We start from the raw sequence: 18844 nt of genomic DNA, 5'->3' as shown, positions 1-18844 counted from the left end.
GAAGCCCCCTCATCTGTATAAGAAACATTTTACTTTTACCCCATCTACCTCGTAGTAATCTGGCAGGTTTTTCCTGCAAATATCCATTACCTCAGGACATCTTCCTGCAAATTTACATCCCAACTTAGCATATTCTTCCTGTTCTAATTCAGACAATTTTATTCTGCTGGTCCATTTTCTTTTCGGATCAGCCTCGGGAACGGATTCTCTCAGTAATTTTGTGTAGGGATGCTTGGGATTTAGAAGCACTTTCTCGGCTGGTCCAAACTCGATCAAATTACCGCGAAACATGATGGCCACTTTATCACTCACATAATAAGCTGTTGTTAGATCATGGGTGATGTAAAGAACGCTCAAGCCAAATTTATCTCTCAACTCTTTGAAGAGATTCACTATGGACATTCTCAGCGAAGCATCAACCATGGAAACAGGCTCGTCGGCAATCAACAGTGAAGGATTTGTCAGCAAAGACCTTGCTATAGAAATCCTCTGAAGTTGCCCTCCTGAAAATTCACCTGGATATCTTTCTGTGAATTCGTCAAAATGAACACCCACTGCATTCAGTTTTTCTTGAATTAAACGATCGGCTTCATGACGGCTTTGTGCGATTCCAAAATTATAAAGTGTCTCGTAAAAATAATTATCGACCTTTCTCAAGGGGTTAAAAGTAGAAAAGGGGTTCTGGAAAACTGCCTGTATTTCTTTCAGAAAATTCATCTTTTCTTGCCTGTTTCGCCTTTTGATTGGTTTTCCTCTGTAGTTCACCACACCAGAAGTAGGTTCCTCAAATCTGAGAATTATCTTCGCCATTGTAGTTTTTCCACAACCACTTTCACCAGCCAAAGTCAGAATTTCTGACTGTCCTATATCCAAAGAGACGTCATCAATAGCTGTTATTTTTATTCGCGAAAAGATACTTCCAACTGAAAAAATCTTTGTAAGGTTTTTGATTTCAACGAGTTTTTGCATGCTCTTGTCCTCCCATTAGCCAGCAAGCGATCTTATGTTTATCCGAATACTCTTTCAGTGGTGGGAGTTGTTCTTTACATATTGATAGACTATATGGGCATCTTGGATGAAAACTGCAACCAGATGGTATGTTGTAAAGTGATGGTGGACTGCCTGGTGCACTTTCTTTTTTGGTTTTATCTCCAAACTTTGGCAGAGAGTTGATGAGATATTTTGTATAAGGATGTAAAGGATTGTCAAAGATTTCAACTGTAGGAGCTTCTTCAACTATCCTTCCAGCATACATGATTGAAAGATGATCAGCTACATTTGCATGTATCCCCATGTCATGAGTTACAACGATCAGGGTGTTCTTCTGCTTTGACTGGATGTCTTTTAAAAGTTGAATAACACCCCTTTGAGTTACAACGTCCAGGGCAGTAGTAGGTTCGTCTGCAATTATTGCAGCCGGGTTCAACAGAGTTGCCAATGCTATGGTAACTCTCTGTCTCATTCCACCAGATAATTGATGAGGATAGGCATCAAGAACTTTCAAAGGAAGTCCGAGTTCTCTTATGTGCTGTTTTGCAATTTCATAAATCTGGTCTTTGTTCTTTCCTTTTACATGACTACCTAAGAAGTCTTTGAATGTTTCTTTGATCTTGGTTACAGGGTTGAGAACACTCATTGAACCTTGAGGAACATACGAGACAAACGACCACCTGAGTTTTCTTCTTTCTTCATTTTTTATTGAATAAATATCAATCTCTTTGTCACTGTAGTAAAACACTTTTCCATCCACCAGCCTTAACGGTGGTTCTATGATTGCAAACAATGTTTTCAGCAAAGTTGTCTTGCCACAGCCACTTTCACCTGCTATTCCATAAACAAAGCCTTTTTGTATTTCTAAATCAATGCTGTCCACCGCTTTGATAATTCTCTGCTTTCCATAAACATCCAGGATATAATATGCTTTCAACTTTAAAGCCTTCATAACTAAACTCATATCGACACCTCATTTTCTACCAATTCTCTGAATTCTCATACGTGGATCTAAATATTCGCTTATGCTCACTGATAGCAGATAAAGTGCTATGAAAAGAAGCACGGCAGTAACAACGGGTGTTGAGATCCACCACCAGTAGCCAAGGAGCATGGCCTGGTAGTTGATCGACCATTGAAGCATGGTGCCGATTGTTGGTATCTCAAGATTAGATACACCAAGAATTGCAAGGACTATTTCCATGCCTATAGCCCAGGACATATTCCCAATGAATGTGGCAAAGATGAGTGGTATAACAAAAGGCATATATTCTTTGAAAATGATTGAAAATGTTCCGGAACCAGACAAAATAGCAGTGTATGTGAAATCTCTTTCTCTCAAACTGAGAATTTGGGATCTAATTACGCGTGCATCCCAGGCCCAGCCAAAGAGACCAAGTAATAAACCGAGAGTGACGAGGGTCATTTTTGCTTTCATCATTGTTGCAAACAGAACTATTATTAAGAACAATGGTATTATCAAAAATGAATCACTCATGAACATCAGAATCTTATCTATCCTTCCACCCTTGTAACCCGCAATCATACCAATTACGATTGCGATGATTCTGGAGATGAATCCAGCCAGCAAAGACACGGTGAGTGAATTTCTAACGGCAAAGGTGAGTATCCAGAAAACATCCTGCCCCATAGAAGTCGTACCAAGAACGTGGGGCCATTTTGGCGGCAAATCTCTTGGAACGAGATTCCATCTATATGGATTGTAAGGTGAAAAGAAAGATAGTACTGTCAGAATAATGAGCATCAAAACAATTAGAAATGCAAATCTAAATCTTAGATCACGCAGCAAATCTTTTAATACATTCATTCTTTCAACTCCTTACCTGTACCTTACCCTGGGATCGAAGAGTGGATAGAGAAGGTCAATGAGTAAAATACTCGTCGTGATAACGAAGATCGATATCACAGTTATACCCATTAACAGATTGTAATCACCGGTGAAGATGGCATTGTAGAGAAGTGTACCAAGACCAGGGTAAGAAAAAACGATCTCCGTGATCAATGATCCGCTGAATATCTGACCCAGTGAAAGCGCAAGGCCGGTTATTTGTGGTAACATGGCATTTCTTATTATATATTTACTGACAATTCTTGCCTGTGTAACCCCACCTATGTTGGCATAGGTCACGAAATCTTCTGATTTCACCGTCTGAACTACTAACTTCATGGCTTGAAACCAGGTGAAGAAACCTATCAATACCAAAGACATAGCGGGAAGGAATGCGTATTTCAAAAGAGTAAGAATGGTCTGCAAGTCGAACTTAATCTGCCCACCTATTAGATATCCTCCACCCAATGGAAAAATTGGGAAGATGTAAGCAAATAACATGAGTAGACTCAGAGCTAATATGTAATAAGGCATAGGTCTTATGATCATCGCTATTATATCGATTACTTTAACCCAGCGTCTATTAGAAAAATAGGCGGCAAGTGCGCCAAATATGTTACCCAATATCCAGGAAATGATTGTAGTTGTCAAGAGCAATCCAATGGTCCATGGAAGGGACTGTCTGATTAAAGAGATTACAGGTACTGGGAACTGATAGTAAGACGGGCCAAAATCACCACTGAAAAAACGACGCCAGAATGAACAATATTGTTGCCAGAGGCTTCCTTTCAATCCGTATAATTCCTTTAAAGTTTCTATCATGTTGTTGAGAGTTTTTGGATCAAGATATGTACCTCGCGATGAAATTTGACCAATCAATTGTTGAATGGGATCTATTGGAAGAAGTCTTGGAATGATAAAAACCATTGTTATACCAACGAAGATCACCAGAAAATATATGAAAAGCCTCGGTAGGAAATATTTTTTCACAAAATTCAAGAGCCCAGTCCCTCCTTTATCTATCTGAATGCCGGGGTCTCTGTGACCCCGGCAAAGTAGGAAAGGTTACTTTCTACCAGTTGGTTTCAAAAATGGAAGCATGTACTTGAAGTTCGGCCAGTGATGATATGGTTGAGCGTACATGTTTTCTGCTCCAGGATAATTCGTCCAGTAATATTCATCCCAAGCTATAACTCCAGGATAATTGAATGTTGGGATACCAGGCATTTCCTTGATCAATAATTTGAGTCCCTCAACACCAAGTGCAATTATTGAGTCTGTATCGTTCCAGTCTGTTTCTCTCAGTTTGACTATGATTTTGTCCATTTCAGAATTAGTCCATCTCCCATAGTTCCCCCAAGGTGCATTTTGACCAATTGGTACCAGGTATTCAGAGTTGAACGGATCTAAAACCCTGTAAAGGTCAGGATGACCACCCCACGGTTCTGCTGCGGGCCAGTCCGTAGTAACCTCAAATTCACCCTTTTGCCCAAGCGTTACGAGTGCATCCGAAGTTACGACGTTTGCATCTATGCCAAATTTTTTCCAGGCCTGAGCAAGTGCGAAAGCATTTCTGTAACTTGGATGTGCTGGGTTAGTGGTTGTCAGGATTGTGATTGTCCAGACACGACCATCAGGTAATAGCCACTTACCGGATTTGCCTCTCTTAAAACCATTCTTTATCAGGAGTTTTTCTGCAACATCTGGTGCATATTTATACCAACCTGGTCCGAATACTTTGTTTATGGTTTCCTGATCAGTCGGTACCGAATATCCTCTACTTTTTACATATTCTGCCAGTCTCTTGCCCGCGTCAGGATCGTACGGTTTGAATTTCTCGCCGTTTCCAATATCAATCTCCAGATTTTTCAGCCACTCATCTAATTTTGTGTAATACCAGTCATAATAAGCAGAAGTCAACGGCACATGTATTGGGCTGAGTGTTACAGCTCCATCGAATGCATTGGCAGCGTATTCAACTATGTCGATTGCCAGGGTAAGAGCCCATCTGACTTCTGGGTTATTGAATGGCGCCCTTGCATTGTTGAACATCAATCCCGTGACGCATGGATCGATGTTCACGGTCCATGGGAATTCTCTTCTCCAGGCTCTTGCAGTATTGACCTTTTGTAACACAGCTCTTAGAGCCTCCATAGTCAAGTCTGCCGCATCAAGTTCGTGCTGAGCCATTGCCAGGACTTGCCTTTCTGTTGTTCCGAAAGTTTGAATGAGTACAAACCTTGGAGCTGGTTTTCCATAAAGCATCCCAGTTGGAGTTCTGTCCCAATCTTCTCTTCTTTCCCAAAGAGTCCAGTATCCACCCGAATCAAAATCTTTCAATACATAGGGTCCAGTTCCAACCGGTGGGTTGAACTCGAAAGTCAACGGGTTCTCTACTTTCTCAAAGATATGTTTTGGAAGAATTCTCAAAGCTCCCCACCTGTCAAGCAAATAGGTGTGAAACCTTGAATTAGGAACTGTGAGTTTTAACAAGACTGTGTAATCATCAACTTTAATTGCTTCTTTGACTGCTTGCATTTGAGAATTGTAGTCCATACCAGGTGTGTTTTTGATGAGTGTGATTGTATAAACAACATCGTCTGCTGTGAATGGAACACCATCACTCCAGTAAACTCCTTTTCTGAGTTTGATGGTGAGTTCTGTGAAATCTTTACTGTAAATTGGTGGTTCGGCAGCAAGAGCGTTGATGATTTCCCCCGTTGCGTACTCAACACACCAGAGCGGTTCAAGCAACAAATTTTGAATACCTCTGTCCTGCGATCTCCATCCAGCCCACAGGTTGAAGTTCCCAGGTGTTCCCACACGACCAGTTAATTGATTTGCTATAAATGTTTCATCTCTTGGCACATCGGCTGCAAGTTGCGCAAAAATAAGATTCATTGATATCAAGAGAAGCATTAACCAAAAGAGTTTTTTCATGAAACTTCACCTCCCCCAGATGTTCTTTAATTATTTATTTCCTCGAAAAATTGTAATCTTAATTTATCATAAAGGTCAAACCTGGTTTTCGATCATTAAGAATCGAATTTTTGTCCCAGCAATAGTTATGCTCAATATTCTTTTGTTTTTACGTTTTAGCTCATAATTATTCGAAATTTCTTAGAACGATCTGTAATTTCAATATTCCGTGCTATTATGGTTTTGATCAGGAGGAGATTGAATGATAATCAAAGTTTTCGATGGTTATGATTGCATAGGTGGAAACAAAATACTGGTTGCAGACAAACACAATGATGGATTCATGCTTGACTTTGGATTGAATTTTTCAAAATGGTCTTTGTTTTTCGAAGAATACCTGAAACCAAGATCTGGTAAGATACTTCATGATTTGTTGAAGTTAAATATGATACCAAGAATAAATATCTACAGAAAAGATCTACAACCACCAGAATTTGATGAAAATACAAAAATCTCATTTTTGTTCCTGAGCCATGCTCATGCCGATCATTGTGGGATGATAGGATTAATAGATGAATCCCTGCCGTTGCTTGTAACCGGTGAAACATTTGCGATCATGAAAGCAGGGACACAGATAAGGCAGGATGTCTGGGATGAATTGTACCCAAAAAAAAGAAAAAAAGTTGGGCATAATGATGATGTTTTGAGGCATGATATCCTTGTAGCAGAGCGAAATGTGAAGAATCGCAGAAAGATCAGCTTACTGTCCTCGTCAACTCAGAAAAAAATCCTGGAACCTGATTTCTTCGAAGAGATTGATGCCAAAAATCTCTGGAAAGATGAACTGTATATTCAACCTGTTTACCATTCCATCATTGGTTCAGCTGGCTTGATAGCCAGAGTCGACGACTGGTGGGTTGCCTATACCGGTGATTTCAGAACAGGGCCCGAAAGTGTTGAAGAAGAAAATTTCTGGCTGGAAAACCTTGGCGAAAAAAGGGTTCAACTTTCTAAGAGAAGTGATATGTTCTTCGATCTCTTGAAAAACAAAAAACCACTTCTTTTGATTGTCGAAGGTACTCGAACCACCCGTCAATCGGAAAAAGATACAACTGAATGGGATGTCTTCCAAAATGTTCTCAACTTACTTCAAAATACAAATAAGCTTGTTATAGCAGATTTTTCTATGAAACACCTTGAAAGACTTATGACTTTCCTGAAAGTGGCAATAATGACAGAAAGAACTCTGGTGGTTATGCCAAAAGATTATGCATATCTCGAGACTATGGGAGAGGTAGAACCTTTATGGAAATTGAATGATACAGAAAAGAATCACATCAAAATCTACCATCCAGCAAAGAGTTCTTTTATTGGTTTAGAAAAAAAAGTAGTAGAAAAAGCAAAAAAAGATGAGATTTTACTTTTACCCGACGACATAAACCATAAGCCATCATTGTACATATTAGCCGCCGGTTACTGGGATATACCGAACATTCTTGATTTAAACGAAGATGTTCTGGAAAACTGTTTATACATTCATTCAACAAGTGAAGCGTATTCAGAAGAACAACAGATAGATTTCAGAAGATTTAAGAACTGGATAGACCGTTTTTCTATCAAATCATTCGGATTTGGAGTGGATTCTGACGGAGAGCTCAGATTTTCGAAACAGTTTCACGCATCAGGCCACGTTTCAGCCGAAAAACTTTCAAGTATAATAAATACAATATCACCGGATTTGATATTACCGGTTCACACACTCGATAGATCCTGGTTTGTTGAGCGTTGGGGAAGAAAAGTTATAAATGGAAATAAATTCCACATATCTTGACAAAAAATCAACACAAATCAGCATCTCATCGAAAACAAATTGATGTAAAATTATAATTGGTCTCTGGAGGTGATTTGTTGAAATTCTATATTACCACGCCTATATACTACGTTAACTCCGATCCACATGTCGGGAGCGCATATACGACTATTATCGCAGATATAATTGCAAGATATAAACGAATGATGGGCTATGATGTTTTTTTCCTAACTGGCACTGACGAGCATGGGCAAAAGATCCTCCAGGCATCGAGCTCGCTTGGGAAAGATCCGCAGAGCTTCTGCGATGAATTGGCAGACAGGTTTAAACAGTTGTGGAAAAAGCTAAACATAACTAACGATGGCTTCATAAGGACAACCGATCCCAACCATATGAAGGTAGTCCAGTATTTTGTTAAAAAGATGGTTGAGAACAACGACATCTACAAAGGTGAATATCGGGGATGGTATTGTGTACCATGCGAGACCTACTGGAATGAAGATGAAATAAGTTCAGATAAACTCTGCCCCTCCTGCGGCAGGGAATTAAAATATGTCAGCGAGAAAAATTATTTTTTCAGGCTTTCCAGATATCAAGATAAACTCCTCAGATATTACGAAGAACATCCTGAGTTCGTTCAGCCAGATTTCAGAAGAAATGAAATGATGAGGATACTTGAAGGTGGTCTGAAAGATCTCAGCATAACAAGAACAACTTTCAAATGGGGAGTTCCGATGCCAGATGATCCAGAACATGTTATCTATGTCTGGGTTGATGCACTCATAAACTATATTTCCGCCATAGGTTATCCTGAGGATCTGAAAACTTTTGAAAAATACTGGCCAGCTGATTTGCACTTGATAGGCAAGGAAATCAACAGATTTCATTCAATTATCTGGCCTGCAATGCTTATGTCAGCCGGATTAGAGCTTCCGAGAACTGTTTTTGCACATGGTTGGCTAACAGTAGACGGTCAGAAAATTTCCAAATCCTTAGGAAATGCTATTGATCCAAAATATTTTGTTGAGGAATATGGAAACGATGTCCTGAGATTTTATCTCGTAAGAGATATTAATTTTGGAAAAGATGGAGATTTTTCGGAGAAAAACCTTGTAAACAGATTAAATTCAGATCTCGCCAATGATTATGGAAATCTGCTTCACAGAACCTTAGCCATGATCAAAAAATATTATTCATCAACAATGCCTCGGCCGGGTGCACATGAACAAATAGATGAAAAATTTAAGCACGATATCCTTCAGTGTTGCAAAGAATACCAGCAGTTTATGGATCAGTATTCCCTCACCCAGGCTGTCGAAAAAGTTATGGAGGCTCTGGCCATATCGAACAAATATTTTGACGAAAGAAAACCCTGGGTTCTGGCAAAGCAAAAAGATTTCGACAAACTCAGTACAGTTTTGTTCAATGTTTGTGAATCCCTCTTGAAAGTTGCAACTATGTTTTCCCCTATAATGCCAGATTCTTCAGAAGAAGTTTTTTCAAGACTTGGTTTTGATCAAAAAGCTTCAAAATATATGTTAGAAACCTGGAATATCTTAAAGCCAGGCAAGAAGACAGTTCACGCTGAACCTTTGTTTGCAAAAAGAGATCAGAAGGAGATAAAAAGGAGTGAGGTTTTGATGACTGATACTATAGATTTCGACCAATTCAAGAAGGTAAATCTGAGAGTTGGTAAGGTAATTTCAGCAGAGAGAGTACCGAAATCCGAAAAGCTTCTAAAGCTTTTGGTTGATCTTGGTGAACTTGGATCGAGACAAATAGTTGCCGGTATAGCAAAGTACTATAAGCCAGAAGATTTGATTGGCAAGAATATTGTGGTCGTTTCAAACCTGAAGCCTGTGAAACTGATGGGAATAGAATCTGAGGGTATGCTCCTTGCTGCAAAAGACGACACTGATTTAAAAATACTGACCATCGATGGAGAGATATCTCCTGGCGCACAAATTTCATAGGAGGTCAAGAAAGTGGCAGAAATACTTTCAAAAAATATAGAAGATGAACTTGTCGAACTCTACATGAACTATTCAATGAGTGTGATAATAGGCAGGGCTATCCCTGATGTTCGGGATGGTTTGAAGCCTGTTCAAAGAAGAATTCTTTACGCAATGCATGAATTGGGCTTAACTCACAACGCCCAATCCAAGAAGTGTGCAAGGATTGTTGGTGAGGTTTTGGGTAAGTATCACCCTCATGGTGACGCTTCTGTCTACGATGCGCTTGTGAGACTTGCTCAACCATTTTCGGTACGTTATCCTCTTGTAATAGGTCAAGGAAATTTCGGATCTATAGATAGGGATCCTCCCGCGGCTATGAGATACACCGAGGCAAAACTTTCTGAACTTGCCGAAGAAATGCTTCAGGATCTTGATAAAGAAACTGTTACAATGACGAAAAACTTCGACGATTCACTCGATGAACCTGAGGTCTTGCCCTCTAAGGTTCCAAATCTTCTTATAAACGGCGCTAATGGTATAGCCGTTGGTATGGCTACAAGCATTCCGCCCCATAATCTTCAAGAAGTCGTAAACGCCATAGAAATGCTCATTGAAAATCCAGAGGCAACAATAACTGATTTGTTGCGGATAATAAAAGGCCCAGATTTTCCAACGGGTGCTTTAATCGTAAATGGAAATGAATTAACCGAAGTTTATGCAACCGGAAAAGGAAGAATAGTGCTTCGCGGAAAGGTTCATTTCGAAGAAGGAAAGAGGTTTAACAACGTAGTGATAACAGAAATTCCATACAATGTAAGTAAGGCCGCTTTGATAGAAGAAATAGCTTCTTATGCTGAAAAAAATCCAAAAATGATGATAAAGAATATACGGGATGAATCCGACAAAAATGGGCTCAGAATAGTCGTTGAAATCCCAAAAAACGCAAACGCTGAAATTATTCTCAACAATCTATACAAGCATACATCACTGCAAACTTCTTTCAGTGTTCAAATGCTTGTTATAGACGGACGCAGACCAAAACTTATGAACCTTTCTCAGCTTTTGAAAGCCTTTATAAAACACCGATTTGATGTTATAAGAAAAAGAGCTGAGTATGAGTTGAAGGTTTACTCAAGAAGAGCTCATATTTTGGAAGGCATAATGAAAGCGGCAAGGGCAATTGGCGTAGTTGTCGATATAGTGAGAACCAGCAAAGACAGTGAAGAAGCCATGAAAAATCTAATCGAAGCTCTTTCAATAACCAATGAACAGGCAAAAGCGATCCTTGATATGAGGCTGGGAAGATTGACCGGGCTCGAGATAGAAAAATTGCAGGGCGAATATTCTCAACTCATAAAAAAGATAGAAGATGTCAAAGATATACTTTCCCGAGATGAGAGAGTTTATAATGTTATGTATCAAGAGCTTGAGGAACTGAAGAAAAAATACGCTGATGAAAGAAGAACGAAGATAGAAAATATTACCGATAGCCTTTCTTACACTCCAGAAGATCTGATACCTAATGAAGATGTTGTAATAACTCTCACAGAAAAAGGATATTTAAAATCCACAAGTCTAAAAGACTACAGAAGTCAGAGGCGCGGAGGAAAGGGAATCGTTGGTGCCCGGACAGCCGATGACGATGAAATACTCACCGTCTGCACAAGCAAGATGCATTCTCAAACATTGTTCGTGACTTCTGCGGGAAAAGCGTATATATTGAAAAATTATGAGATCGAACTTACAGGAAGAGATACCAAAGGAAAACCGATTCGAGCTTACCTGAATCTGGAAGAAGATGAATCTGTCCTGACGATGATTTCTTTTGACGAATGGAAAGGCGATTTAGTTCTTGTTACGAAGAGTGGCAGAATAAAAAGAACTCCACTCAAAGAATTCGAAAATACCACAAGCAGAGGAATAAGAGCCATAACCTTTTCTGACAGCGACGTTGTTGTCTCTGCTACTCTCTCGAGCAGTGAAAACGATCAAATAATAATTGCAACAAAAAATGGTATGGCAATAAGATTTCCGCTGAAAGATGTCAGACAAATGGGACGGTCCGCAATGGGTGTGATTGGTATCAGGCTCAGAGAAAAAGATGAAGTGGTTGGTATGGTGAATGTGCCTGATGAAAACTGCGAAATACTCACTATAACAGTGAGAGGTTTTGGGAAAAGAACACCAGTAAATGATTACAGGGTTCAAAGTCGCGGTGGAGTTGGCATAAAAACTATGCCGGGTGTTGAGAAAGCAGGACAATTATGCGGAATCGATATCGTGGCGGACCCAAAATCGGATGTGATCGTTATGACGAAAAATGGGCAATCCATAAGATTCAATTTATCCACTGTGAGTCAACTCAGCAGAACAGCAAGAGGAGTAAAAATAGTCGATCTCTCTGGAGATGATGAAGTATCGCACTTTGCTGTTGTAGAGACATGTACAGAGAATTGAATCATCCATCAGATATTTGCTATGAACTTGTTTGTGACGATCTTCAGGAAATTTTCTCAGATTTAATAAAAATATTTAAAAGCTGCTACAGCCCTGAATTAAAGAACAATTTTATCAAAAAAGAGTATCCAGTGCAAAACCCAGAAGATATGGTTTTCGATGTTGTTAATGACTGGATATATACAATCAGTGCGAAAAAGTTTTTCCCTGATGAATGCAAAATATCGGAAAAACTTATCTGCAAATTCAGAAAAATTGAGAACCTATATGGAACGGAATTGAAGGCTTTGACCTATCACGGTTTGCAATTACGGCATCAAAAAGGTAAGATTGTGTTGAAGGTGGTGTTTGATGTATGAAAAAAGAATTGACCGACAGGCAAAAGAAGATTCTCGATTTTGTCCTCTCTTATATAGATTCACATGGCTATCCACCAAGCATAAGAGATATTGCACGCGCGTTTCGCATAACTCCTCGAGGAGCAATAGTGCATCTAAACGCCCTTGAGAAGAAAGGTTATCTAACCAGAGGCAAAAGAGCACGTAGCATAAAGGTTTTAAACCGGTCCGAGGCAATTAGATTACCCGTTGTTGGAACAATTGCTGCCGGCAATGCCATCGAAGCAATAGAAAATCCAACAGAGATCATTGAGGTCCCGAAAGCAATGATAAAGATCGGATTCGATCATTTTTTACTTCGTGTCAGAGGAGAAAGCATGATAGAGGAACATATACTGGATAAGGACTATGTAGTTATAAGAAAACAGAACACTGCAAATAATGGTGACATAGTTGCGGTTTTGACAAATAGCAATGAAGCAACTTTGAAAAAAATTTATATTGAGCCAGAAAAAATTATTCTTAAACCAGCCAACTCTAAAATGCAGCCGATTGAGCTTAAGCCAGAAAACGTGAAAATACTTGGGAAAATGGTGGGAGTGATAAGAATCTATGGATAAAAAAGAACTTTACACAGCTACAAATATCAAAGATGTATGGATAATTCGCCCAAATGGCGAATTAGATATGAGTAACTCCGCGGAACTTAAAGAGCAGATAAAACGCGAATTCATTCATCAGGGTAAAGTTGACCTGATAATAGACCTCTCACACGTTGATTACATGGACAGCTCTGCTCTTGGCGTTCTAATCGGATTACAGAAATCATGCAGATTGAATGGTGGAGCACTGATTCTATGCGGTCTTGAAGAAAACCTGAAAAGAATTTTTAAAATGACATCGCTTGATTCTGTCTTTTCTATACGTGCTACTGTTGAAGATGCATTGAAAGTATTTCTTGAGGGTGATCAAAATTGAAGATAGCCATCGGTTGTGACCACGCTGGCTTTAAATTGAAAGAAGCCATAAAAGGTTATTTAGTGAGCAAAGGATTCAACATTCTGGACGAGGGAACTTATTCTGAAGACTCAGTTGATTACCCAGATTTTGCGGCCAAGGTAGCCTTAGATATTAAAAACCAGAGGGCTGATTTCGGAATTCTTATATGCGGTACTGGAATTGGAATGAGTATTGCTGCCAACAGGATAAAAGGTATCAGGGCAGCTCTATGCCTTTTTCCAGAAATGGCAAAACTTGCAAGGTCTCACAATAACGCGAATATACTTGTTTTGCCAGGAAGGTTTATAGCTGTCGAGCTGGCACAATGGATAGTTGATGCCTTCATAGAAGAAAAATTTGAGGGTGGAAGACATGAAAATCGTGTTCAGAAGATTGAGGAGATGGATAAATGAAAATAGTTTATGATCCATCCCATATTTTTCACAAACCAACCAAGGAGATAGACAACGGAAGATTCATAGAAAACCCTGAAAAGCCCGAGAGAATAGACTCGATAAAAGATGCATTGATATTAAGCGGTTTTGACAATCTGACACCTCCAAACAAATTCCCAATGAGTTATATCTACATGGTTCATGATGAATCATATGTTGAATGGCTCAAAAACAAGTCTTCTTCTTTATCTGATCAAGATGAATACCTCATGGAAGTGTTCGGCTTTGACAGGTGTTTTGATACAGGTACTCCTGTTAAAAAAAATACATTTGAGGCATCAAAGAAAGCCGTTGATGTTGTTTTAACAGCAGCGAGTTTTGTTGATTCAAGTACAAATACCGTCTACGCCTTAACGAGACCGCCCGGACACCATGCAACAATGGATTTGTGTGGCGGGTATTGCTATTTCAACAATGCCGCCATAGCTGCATACTATTTTTTGAAACGTGGCGCGGACAGAATAGTCATCCTGGATCTGGATTTTCATCATGGAAATGGTACTCAGCAGATTTTTTATGATGTTGACTGGGTTTATTACATATCTATCCATGGCGATCCACAGGTTTTCTACCCATGGATAAGCGGAAAAGCAAGCGAAATAGGCAATGGGCCCGGAGAAGGGTTTAATCTGAACTTGCCCCTTCAGGCTGGATCAGGCTGGAACGAATACTCTGAGGCACTCACCTATGCTTTAAGAGAAATCAAAGATTATTACCCTGATGTGTTAATCATATCACTTGGTTTTGATACTCATAAAGATGATCCTGTAGGCAGATTTTCCCTCTGTGATGAAGATTACGCCAAAATTGCAAGACAAATCGGTGCATTAAAATTACCCGTGCTGGTAGTCCAGGAAGGTGGATACAACCCACAGGCTAATGCCCTTGCTGCAACCAGGTTTTTCTCGGCCTTAGAGTGATTTTGTCAGTTTTTCAAATATATCTTCGTTACGTCTGTGTATCAATTGGTAAAGTTCGAAAAGTCTGCTATAAACTTCATGCTTATCCATACACGGCAGAAATTTTCTTGAGACTCTGACGATTTTTTTGCTTATCTGCAGAAAGCTCTCCTTACTTAAAGAAGAGATCGCAACTATTGCGCATCCAAGCAACTCAGATTCGTGTACATTTACTACTTCTAATTCTTTTCCGAGAACGTCTGATTTTGTTTGATTCCACAAATCATTTAAAGATTGTCCTCCCGTAGTTCTTATCGTCTTTATATCACATCCGCTTTTTTTCATGAGTTCAACAATCTCTCTGATAGCATATGCAACACCTTCCACAACAGACACCAGCATAGTTTTCCAATCATCATTGAAGGATAGACCAAAAAAAGCACCTCTGAGACTGGGATTCCAGTAAGGGCTCCTTTCCCCATTAAGGTGGGGCAAAAAAATCACACCGGTTGGTCTTTTAATCTGCATCAATCTTGCTAAATTTACCAGACGAGTCCTCGCCACTTGACGAGAAAACCATTCATAAGCCCCGCCTGTTGTTGTCATAACACCACTTATTTTCCAGTAATCATCCAGAAAGAATGGCGTTGTTATTAGACCTGGATGCAAGATCTTTTTGGCACTGCATAAGGTAAGCCCCTGTGAAGTTCCACCTCTGTCACAGAGCATCCCGTCTTCAAGAACCCCAGTCCCAATAAGCGCCATTGCAAAATCCGGGGCACCAGCAATGATCAGCGCTTTGTCATTTACGCCAAGAACCCGGGCAATCGACCTATCTATACTTGAAATCACCTCTCCAGTATTAACCAGCGGCGGTATTGAAAATTTTTTGTCAAGATTAAATTTTTCGAGAGTCTCTTTGTTCCATGGAAGATATCCGCTTTGTGGAAATGACGCATTGACTATCTTTCTGGTTAATTTCATGATTATGAAATCACTTGGCTGTAATAAATAAACTTTTTGAGTTAAGTTTTTCTCAACTTCTATCAAATGAGCAACAACTGTGGCTGTCTGACCATCAATGCCCTTCTCAATAATCTTCTTTAAAGACTCAAATCCTCTTTTATCTATCCAAGTTATAGCTTTCCCGAAAACCTTTTGTCTTTCATCAACCATTATTGTAGTTGGTCCCTGACCGGTGATACATATGGCAACAATATTTTTTCTGTAAGAAGAATCAATACTGTGAAAACCTTGAACTACCGCTTTCCACCACTTCTCCGTGCTTACCTCATGAACACCACTTCTGGAAGATTCAAAACACCTCTGCTGAAACAAGAAGATTTTTTCCCCGGAGAAATTAAAAAGGCCTATTTTAACATTTGTAGTACCTATATCTACTGCGGCAACCAAATCAGAAAACACCCTTGTCTCCCCTTCTTTTCTGCGACAAAATTGTCTCAAAATGTTTGTATTTCTCATACAGTCTATCTTTGTCAATTTCAAACATTTTCAGAATCAAAAGATCCACAATAACAATCTGGAGATATTTCGTCAGAAATCCTCCTTCGGATAATATCTCTGTCCTGGCATAAGCCGGTAAGAGAATATCACAAACTTCAGCTATCTTTGAACTTGGTGAGGCTATTGCTATTACTGAAGCACCAGATTTTTTTGAAAAACTTATTGCGTCAAGTAAATCCGTGGAAGAATGGCTGCTTGAAATAGCTACGGCACACCCGCGATTTCCGAGGTGAGAAGCAGATATGCTTTGAAGAAAAGGATTTGAAAAGAAATTAACCTGAAAACCGAATTCTTTCAGCTTCAGGAATAGATCTTTTCCTGCTATGCTATCAAATCCATAGGCAAAAATCTCCACGACATTACTTTTTAAAATAATATCCGATGCTCTTGTGAGAACCTCATCGCTTATTAATTCAACAGATTGTTTTAATTCTGAAAACACAAAACCAAGAAAATCCCTGCATATACGCCTCAATCGATCAGAATCCGGTTTAAGGGTTTCAAAAAGTGCTATTTCTTGAGCAAGGGCTATCTGAAAAGATTTGTAGCCAGAAAAACCAAGTTTTTTTGAAAATTCCACTACAGTTGAAGGAGAACTCTCACAACTGCGCGCGAGTTCAAGAATATTCATATTTAACACTTTTGATGGATTTTCTATGATGAATTGTGCAATTCGTATCTGCGATCTGCTCATTGAAGGCATCATATCTTTCATCTTTTGAAAAACACTTACATTCATCTTTTGAACCACACCCGCTTTCTTGTAAGAGAATATAACACCATTGCAAGAACTGTTGCAAAGTAAGGCAGGCTCATCAGTAAGTCAGAAGGCAATTTTGTAGAAGTCTGTAAGACATTGGACAGAGATGTGATCAGCCCAAAGAAAAAAGAAACAACCATCACATTCACAGGTTTTTCACCTCCAAGTATAACAGCCACGAGTGCCATCCAGCCACGATTATTGCTCATACCTGCAACAAACGATCCGAGAGGTAGCGAGAGAGCTAAGCCAGATAGACCTGTGAAGATCCCACCTGCTAAATAAGCAATTGTTCTGGTTTTTCTTACGTTTATTCCTATATCTGCTGCCGCTGTCTCATTCTTTCCAATTGCCCTCAATCTATAGCCAAAAGGCGTTTTAAAAAGAACCAGGTGGCTCAGCAATACTAAAAATGGAGTTGAGTATTCAATAATGTTGTACCCACTCAATAATTCTCTAAGAAAGTCAATATTTTTGATCGGTAATTCAATATTTCTCAATAATGGCGCTTTATCAAATATCAATGTTCCTTTTGAACCAAATAAAACAGCCCCGAGAAAAACCGTCAAACCCATTGCAAAAAGATTTGTTGCAAGGCCCACAACAAATATATTGGCCTTCAAAAAAAAGCTCAAGTATGCCATGACGAAAGCAAGGACACATGAAGAAATAATCCCGGCAAGAATACCTACCAAAAGACTTTTTGATGAATATGCACTGTAAACACCAAAAAACGCGGAAGTTAATATCATACCTTCGAGCCCTATATTCAATTTTCCTGAAACATTGCTAAACATGCCTCCAATCGATGCCAGTACCACTGGTACAGTTGACGATATCACAAGATGCAAAAATCCGCCTACCATATTTTCTTAACCTTCCTTTTGGCGATAAAATCGAGTATCGCCTCAGCAGTAACTAAATAAAAAATAGCTCCTTGAATGATTCTTGACATTTCTGGTGTTATATCGGACATAAACGAGGCAACCTGCGAACCTGCCTCTAAGTATGAAAAGAAGATAGCTGCAGGTATTACCAGGATTGGATTATTTCTTGCAATCAGGGCAACAGCTATGCCATTGAATCCATAACCAGCGGAAAAACCTTTCACGACTCTCGAGTGCACACCGAGCACATCCACCATACCACTTAAACCAGCTATACCTCCACTAATCAACATGGTAAGAACCCACACACCTTTGACATCAACACCAATATATTCTGCAAACCTTCGATTTTTCGCAATCCTTGTCTCCAAACCAAACCATGAATAATTCATGAGCATGTACAAAGCAAAACAAAAGAATGCACTTATGAAGATACCTGAATGCAACTGTGAAGGTGGAAGAATTTTTGAAAAACTCAAATCAATGTATTTTGAAGCCGCAAGACCGGCTGAAGGATCTCTCATCGGCCCATTTAGAAAATAATCTATTATGTGCACAGTCGCCTGACTCAAAAGAAAAGAAGAAATAAGTTCATCTATATTAAGTTTTATCTTCAAAAAAACAGAAACGCCCGATAGCATCATACCAGCAAAAAAAGCTGCCAGCAAAACAATCATCTTGGCAAAGAAAGATGGAATATCTGGCAAAAATAAAGCTGTTAATGTCCCAAAAAATGCTCCGAAATATACCTGTCCTTCCAAACCGAGGTTGAACAACCCGGATGAAAAGGAGACAACGGCGGCGATAGCCGTCATAATCAACGGTATAGAGTTGCTCAGCATATTTCCCAGAAAATAAAGGTTGGATACAGGTCCAAAAAAAAACCATTTCACTGACTCAAGAGGGAAATCACTTGTGAGAAAAATTATGGCTATTCCTAAAGCGAAGGCCACGGTGATTGTGAAAAGGAAAAATGTCAACCATCCAGCAGAATATCTCACT

At 39.4% G+C, this 18844-nt stretch carries 17 protein-coding genes; 8 read left to right on the top strand and 9 right to left on the bottom strand.

The annotated features are described in order from the left end of the window. Window positions 1–9 precede the first annotated feature (9 nt). The 5 genes from TEL01S_RS01730 to TEL01S_RS01710 all read right to left on the bottom strand — a co-directional run bounded on the left by TEL01S_RS01730 (window position 10) and on the right by TEL01S_RS01710 (window position 5779). Complete coding sequence (locus TEL01S_RS01730) at window positions 10–969, bottom strand: ABC transporter ATP-binding protein (protein WP_028843448.1); 960 nt, start codon at window positions 967–969, stop codon at window positions 10–12. Then, window positions 953–1954 carry an ABC transporter ATP-binding protein gene (locus TEL01S_RS01725; protein ID WP_028843449.1) on the bottom strand — a complete coding sequence of 334 codons (1002 nt, stop codon included), beginning with the start codon at window positions 1952–1954 and terminating at the stop codon, window positions 953–955. Before TEL01S_RS01725 ends, TEL01S_RS01730 begins: the two co-directional genes overlap by 17 nt. Before the next feature lie 9 nt (window positions 1955–1963). Next, window positions 1964–2818 carry an ABC transporter permease gene (locus TEL01S_RS01720; protein ID WP_028843450.1) on the bottom strand — a complete coding sequence of 285 codons (855 nt, stop codon included), beginning with the start codon at window positions 2816–2818 and terminating at the stop codon, window positions 1964–1966. 12 nt (window positions 2819–2830) lie between these two features. Continuing rightward, a complete protein-coding gene (locus TEL01S_RS01715; RefSeq protein ID WP_028843451.1) occupies window positions 2831–3838 on the bottom strand; it encodes an ABC transporter permease in 1008 nt (335 codons plus the stop codon). 66 nt (window positions 3839–3904) lie between these two features. Beyond that, a complete protein-coding gene (locus TEL01S_RS01710) occupies window positions 3905–5779 on the bottom strand; it encodes an ABC transporter substrate-binding protein (protein WP_028843452.1) in 1875 nt (624 codons plus the stop codon). Between the two features lie 241 nt (window positions 5780–6020). Here TEL01S_RS01710 and TEL01S_RS01705 point away from each other — a divergent pair, with 241 nt between their 5' ends. The 8 genes from TEL01S_RS01705 (at window position 6021) to TEL01S_RS01670 (ending at window position 14692) form a co-directional block, all read left to right on the top strand. After that, the gene (locus TEL01S_RS01705) at window positions 6021–7589 is read left to right on the top strand and encodes an MBL fold metallo-hydrolase (protein WP_028843453.1); all 1569 of its coding nucleotides are present in this window, start codon (window positions 6021–6023) and stop codon (window positions 7587–7589) included. A gap of 77 nt (window positions 7590–7666) precedes the next feature. Beyond that, window positions 7667–9541, top strand: a complete 1875-nt coding sequence (metG, locus tag TEL01S_RS01700) for a methionine--tRNA ligase (RefSeq protein ID WP_028843454.1) — start codon at window positions 7667–7669, stop codon at window positions 9539–9541. 12 nt (window positions 9542–9553) lie between these two features. Continuing rightward, complete coding sequence (gene gyrA, locus TEL01S_RS01695; protein ID WP_028843455.1) at window positions 9554–11980, top strand: DNA gyrase subunit A; 2427 nt, start codon at window positions 9554–9556, stop codon at window positions 11978–11980. After that, window positions 11965–12339 (top strand): archease, encoded by a 375-nt coding sequence (locus TEL01S_RS01690; RefSeq protein WP_028843456.1) that lies wholly within the window; start codon window positions 11965–11967, stop codon window positions 12337–12339. Before gyrA ends, TEL01S_RS01690 begins: the two co-directional genes overlap by 16 nt. Continuing rightward, entirely contained in the window at window positions 12336–12938 is a 603-nt protein-coding gene (gene lexA, locus TEL01S_RS01685) for a transcriptional repressor LexA (protein ID WP_012002394.1), read from the top strand. Before TEL01S_RS01690 ends, lexA begins: the two co-directional genes overlap by 4 nt. Further along, on the top strand, window positions 12931–13296 hold the full coding sequence (locus TEL01S_RS01680) for an STAS domain-containing protein (protein ID WP_012002393.1): 366 nt from the start codon (window positions 12931–12933) through the stop codon (window positions 13294–13296). Before lexA ends, TEL01S_RS01680 begins: the two co-directional genes overlap by 8 nt. Next, complete coding sequence (rpiB, locus tag TEL01S_RS01675) at window positions 13293–13730, top strand: ribose 5-phosphate isomerase B (protein ID WP_012002392.1); 438 nt, start codon at window positions 13293–13295, stop codon at window positions 13728–13730. Before TEL01S_RS01680 ends, rpiB begins: the two co-directional genes overlap by 4 nt. Then, the gene (locus TEL01S_RS01670) at window positions 13727–14692 is read left to right on the top strand and encodes a histone deacetylase family protein (RefSeq protein WP_028843458.1); all 966 of its coding nucleotides are present in this window, start codon (window positions 13727–13729) and stop codon (window positions 14690–14692) included. Before rpiB ends, TEL01S_RS01670 begins: the two co-directional genes overlap by 4 nt. Here TEL01S_RS01670 and TEL01S_RS01665 read toward each other — a convergent pair. From TEL01S_RS01665 to TEL01S_RS01650, 4 genes are read right to left on the bottom strand one after another with little or no spacing between them, the layout of a single operon-like run. Continuing rightward, entirely contained in the window at window positions 14684–16096 is a 1413-nt protein-coding gene (locus tag TEL01S_RS01665) for a xylulokinase (RefSeq protein ID WP_028843459.1), read from the bottom strand. The genes TEL01S_RS01670 and TEL01S_RS01665 overlap by 9 nt on opposite strands. Next, window positions 16086–16934 (bottom strand): MurR/RpiR family transcriptional regulator, encoded by an 849-nt coding sequence (locus TEL01S_RS01660; RefSeq protein WP_028843460.1) that lies wholly within the window; start codon window positions 16932–16934, stop codon window positions 16086–16088. The genes TEL01S_RS01665 and TEL01S_RS01660 overlap by 11 nt, the downstream gene beginning before the upstream one ends. Then, window positions 16931–17821, bottom strand: a complete 891-nt coding sequence (locus TEL01S_RS01655) for an ABC transporter permease (RefSeq protein WP_012002388.1) — start codon at window positions 17819–17821, stop codon at window positions 16931–16933. The genes TEL01S_RS01660 and TEL01S_RS01655 overlap by 4 nt, the downstream gene beginning before the upstream one ends. Next, window positions 17815–18843: an ABC transporter permease gene (locus TEL01S_RS01650; protein ID WP_051366142.1), complete on the bottom strand. Its 1029-nt coding sequence runs from the start codon at window positions 18841–18843 to the stop codon at window positions 17815–17817. Before TEL01S_RS01650 ends, TEL01S_RS01655 begins: the two co-directional genes overlap by 7 nt. Window position 18844 lies beyond the last annotated feature (1 nt).

This window comes from Pseudothermotoga elfii DSM 9442 = NBRC 107921 (assembly GCF_000504085.1).
Lineage (GTDB): Bacteria > Thermotogota > Thermotogae > Thermotogales > DSM-5069 > Pseudothermotoga_B > Pseudothermotoga_B elfii.
Note: the sequence above shows the minus strand (reverse complement) of the source record. Positions and strands in the feature narration are given on the sequence as shown.